This is a genomic window from Caballeronia humi, assembly GCF_001544475.1.
Classification (GTDB): Bacteria; Pseudomonadota; Gammaproteobacteria; order Burkholderiales; family Burkholderiaceae; genus Caballeronia; species Caballeronia humi.
In genome coordinates this window covers 1-1,622 of record NZ_FCNW02000169.1, presented here as the reverse complement: position 1 = coordinate 1,622, position 1,622 = coordinate 1, and the positions used below count along the sequence as shown (strand labels likewise).

1 protein-coding gene and 1 pseudogene are annotated in these 1,622 nt (G+C 56.4%); both read right to left on the bottom strand.

All coding sequences use genetic code 11. The features are described 5' to 3' along the window. Positions 1-211 precede the first annotated feature (211 nt). On the bottom strand, positions 212-694 hold the full coding sequence (locus tag AWB65_RS34810; protein ID WP_235008110.1) for a hypothetical protein: 483 nt from the start codon (positions 692-694) through the stop codon (positions 212-214). 31 nt (positions 695-725) lie between these two features. Continuing rightward, positions 726-1,622 (bottom strand): annotated as a pseudogene (locus tag AWB65_RS34805) (transposase); the annotation flags it as partial.

The window sequence follows — 1,622 nt, the reverse complement described above, 5'->3', positions numbered from 1 at the left end:
TTGAAATTGGCCGCTTGCGTGATCTGCTGGAATACTCTCCAACGATCAATCTAGGCTTTTTGAAACCGCCTCTTAGTCTTCCATGTGCCTGACGCAATCTTTGAAGGCTCCATATTTCGGCTTGTCGCGCTAACAATGCTCGTGGTGTGCACTGTGGCGGTAAAACGTCGAGCCATGCGTGCATTCCGTCGTGCGGTCAAAGACCGGACTGCTATCGACGCGGGAATCGGTTGCCCCGTGCTGGTCGATTGCAGTTGTCCCTCGTTTGAGCTGGTGATTCTTTACCTTCGGCTGTCCAGGCGAGAATTTCTCGTTCGGCCGTATCCGGGACAACAAACTCCAATGGGTCGAGCGCCCTGAATCGAGTTCGGAGTTTGCGTTTGGTTTCCTCCGGCACTGAAGCCGCTCGCAAGACGCGCTCGAGCGGCGTCAAAGGTGAATCATAGTGCTTCGTCACCTTCGCCCCGTGACGTGTCTTTGATTTCAGCTTGAATGACGGCTGGAAGAAGTTGATGTAGAGCCGTGATACCTGGTAAAGGGAGGCAAGGACTTCCGTGGCATCCAGACCTTGCAGCCTTCCGTAGCCGACCAAGCGGCGAACGATAGCGCCGTTCTTCTGCTCGACCCACGCTTGGTCGTTCTTCTTGTATGCACGTGAGCGCGTAAGCTCGATACCTTGCCGCGCGTCAAACAAGATGAGAGCCGTGTTGCCTCATGGGAGGATGTTACTCCAGCCTAATTGTCGTTTTCACATTCTTTTGCGTTGAAGTCTGGCGCTGCGTAGCGGCGTTAGACTTCAACGCATCGGGATCGCTTAGTATGCGGGTCACCAGTTCTCGTGCACGGTTCGATCTCCATGCTTTAACGCGTCGCTGCAGGGTGCGTAGTTGCGCACTGGAATACATCGTGGGTGCCAGGGCGACGAGCCGCTCGTGCAGTTTCCTTGCTGTAATGCCGGGCTCGGATTCGAGCCATTGCTGGATCGTCGGCCACATGTGCTCGAACGGATCTTGCCGGTTGCGCCACGTGTGTGGGACGCTGGTCTTTCGTTGGTGGGTTGGTCTTACCTCACCGTCCTGCCACGCTGTTCCGAGGCTGCTCAGGAATTCCGCTAGGGCAACGCGGTCAGGTGTCGCTGTCTCGGCCGGTGAGGTGCCGCTTTCGATGCAGGTCGCAACGCCCCGCTGCGCTTCACGTATCCGGGACAACAAATCCAATGGGTCGAGCGCCCTGAATCGAGTTCGGAGTTTGCGTTTGGTTGCCTCCGGCACTGAAGCCGCTCGCAAGACGCGCTCGAGCGGCGTCAAAGGTGAATCATAGTGCTTCGTCACCTTCGCCCCGTGACGTGTCTTTGATTTCAGTTTGAATGACGGCTGGAAGAAGTTGATGTAGAGCCGTGATACCTGGTAAAGGGAGGCAAGGACTTCCGTGGCATCCAGACCTTGCAGCCTTCCGTAGCCGACCAAGCGGCGAACGATAGCGCCGTTCTTCTGCTCGACCCACGCTTGGTCGTTCTTCTTGTATGCACGTGAGCGCGTAAGCTCGATACCTGTCGCTTTGCAGAAGTCGAACACCGTCTCGTTCATAAAGGCGCTATCGTTGTCGCAATCTAGTCCGCGCAG